2 protein-coding genes are annotated in these 1,704 nt (G+C 37.5%); both read right to left on the minus strand.

What is annotated here, in order from left to right; all coding sequences use genetic code 11:
* Nucleotides 1-74: 74 nt before the first annotated feature.
* Nucleotides 75-1,103: a transposase gene (locus ACQKIH_RS22365; protein ID WP_427769051.1), complete on the minus strand. Its 1,029-nt coding sequence runs from the start codon at nucleotides 1,101-1,103 to the stop codon at nucleotides 75-77.
* Nucleotides 1,104-1,149: 46 nt separating this feature from the next.
* A partial coding sequence (locus tag ACQKIH_RS22370) for a transposase family protein (protein WP_427769053.1) occupies nucleotides 1,150-1,704 on the minus strand: 555 nt, incomplete at its 5' end.

Consider the following 1,704-nt stretch of genomic DNA (forward strand, 5'->3'; position numbering starts at 1 on the left):
AGGTTCTTACGCTCATTTAGTGAAAAATAGTGGCTATTTGTGGTCCATTTTAAAATTGCTTTTTTGGTATAATATCACCCCTTAAAAAGCACGCGTTTTTCAAGTAACTCGATGCTAGCTCGACCATACATCATCCGTTTGATTAATTTTAATCGATTAATTTGTCCTTCGACAATGCTTGTATTAAATGTATATAGGAATGACTCTTTAACGGCTTCTATATCAGCTTCTACAGTCATTATGAAACGTTGTATTTCCCTTATATTTTCGAGCTTAAAACGTTGGATTAATTGAAGGAATGTTTGGAAATCGATATCTGAAAAAGCAGCTCGAATTAGTTGAGGAAATGCATAAACGGGCTGTGTCTCAGGGTAAGCCTTTAAAATAGCTTGTAAGATTAGGTGGTCTTGTTTGGTTAGTTTCTCATTGTGTCTCCAGAAACAATAGATGATTTTTCGTCTACTTATCTTTTTGGTTTCAAATAGCGGGGGATCTTTTTGGGGCCTTAATCTCCCAACTGTTTGTTTAACTGTGGCGTAACTTCCAGTAAACCCGTGTTTTTGAATTTCCCTAAAAATAACTGTGGCAAATTTACCTAGAGCCATTTGCTCCTTCACGTACTGATAAAATGGTTGGATGAGTTTAGATACTCTCTTTTCTCGATGAAAAGAAATAGGCTGTGTCGCTTCAACATATGCTCTCACCGTCTCTTGACTAAGCCGATATTCTCTCGCTAACTGAATTTGAGTTGTTCCTTCCTTATATGCCTTTTGGACTTCCTGAATAAGTTCCCAGCGTTCCTCTTCTTTAGGGGTTAATAATGTTTTGCTTGTGTCCACGATTTCAGGTTTATCTTTATACATCTCAATAGAAGCTGGTAATAAACGAGTTAGCACATCCTTCATCGTTTTGAATACGTTTTGAATCAAATGGAAACGATCGCTCACTTGAACAACCGAAGGAGAAGCAGAGGTGATCGCTGCTTTATACAAAACGTAGCCATCACGTGCGATGACATGAAGAGTGGGCTGTTTTTTGAGCCACTCTGATACAATCTCTACATTACGCCCATTTAAAAGGGCAATCGGCTGGTGGGTACGCAAATCACAAATAATCGTGCCATACGAGTGACCTTTTTGTAAGGCAAAGTCATCTATACCTAGGAAAGGGAGAGGTTTGTACAGTGACTGGTGTTCGATAAATTATTCGCAATAAGGTGTCATGACTAACCGGTAAAGAAAGTTTAGTACTTAGTTTGGCTGCTTGTACACAATTGGAATGGAATGCAAGTTGCCGTAAACATTCTGTCACACGCAATGTATTTCGCTGATATGCAGGTGCAGCATCGATTGTTTCTGTAAAAATTTTAGTTGTACAAAGGATATTCATACAAAACCATTTATGCAGACGAACATGTAAATAAACTTCTTTCCCCGAAATAGGTAAATCTCTAATTTTCCTTTTCGTTCTACTATGTTTGTGTGTACTTACTTTTTGGCAATTAGGACAACAGACTGATTGGGCACATGATTGATAAAAGAAATGGATTTGAGTGTCCATTGATTCCTGTGTAATTAGTTCAAATTGTGTGCCGAGTGGAAGTAATTGTTCGAAGGGGTTCATTTTACACACATCCTTTTTCTTTTTCATAACTATACCCAAATAGTAAAGAACAAAAACATTCACCGATTTTGCGTAAGAACC

Source organism: Solibacillus cecembensis, assembly GCF_050272495.1.
Taxonomy (GTDB): domain Bacteria; phylum Bacillota; class Bacilli; order Bacillales_A; family Planococcaceae; genus Solibacillus; species Solibacillus cecembensis.